This window comes from Xanthomonas sp. WHRI 1810A (genome assembly GCF_040202885.1).
Classification (GTDB): domain Bacteria; phylum Pseudomonadota; class Gammaproteobacteria; order Pseudomonadales; family Pseudomonadaceae; genus Aquipseudomonas.
Genome location: NZ_JBEGED010000069.1, coordinates 1 through 531 on the forward strand (window position 1 = coordinate 1; position 531 = coordinate 531).

Genomic DNA, 531 nt, shown 5'->3' on the forward strand with positions numbered 1-531 from the left:
TGTAGAACCAGCGCCGAACGGGTGCAGAACGGTCATCGGTCAGGGGTAATGCATCGCCCCAGATCTGCTGAACGATCTTCTTGTTGAAAGCATCCTTCCGCGCAACTTCGTCAGGATCCTTGACCTTCACGTATCGGACCGGGAGGTTCGACGCGTCGAAGCGACCGCCAAGCGCCTCCACCAGCATCTTCTTGGCTTCGAAGAAGGTGCACCGGCGGGCATGCATCAACAATGCCCATCCGTCAGTCCATTTGCCACAAGAGCAAATGGCGCCGCCAGTGTCAGCGAAATCCTGAAAAAATACGGAAATCGTTGACACCGCCGTGAAACGGGCAAGTGATGTGGTGCTGGTGTCCTCTCTCCACGGCCAGATCCAGACCGGGAATGAGGCTCGGCAGCACCTGATCCCAGCGGCCCTTCAGTGTTTCGTTGAGCAGTCTGGTTTCATGTTGTTGCTTACGCCGGTATTCCTGTTCTTCTTCTGCGGTGCGAATGCGGTTCATGTCGGCTCCTTTGGTACGCGGTTTTTGC

2 protein-coding genes are annotated in these 531 nt (G+C 56.3%); both read right to left on the reverse strand.

From position 1 onward, the window contains the following. Nucleotides 1-232 (reverse strand): hypothetical protein (locus ABQX22_RS26770; RefSeq protein ID WP_349802867.1); only part of this gene is annotated, 232 nt, incomplete at its 3' end. A 49-nt stretch (nucleotides 233-281) separates the two neighbouring features. Next, nucleotides 282-531 (reverse strand): hypothetical protein (locus ABQX22_RS26775; protein WP_441005335.1); only part of this gene is annotated, 250 nt, incomplete at its 5' end.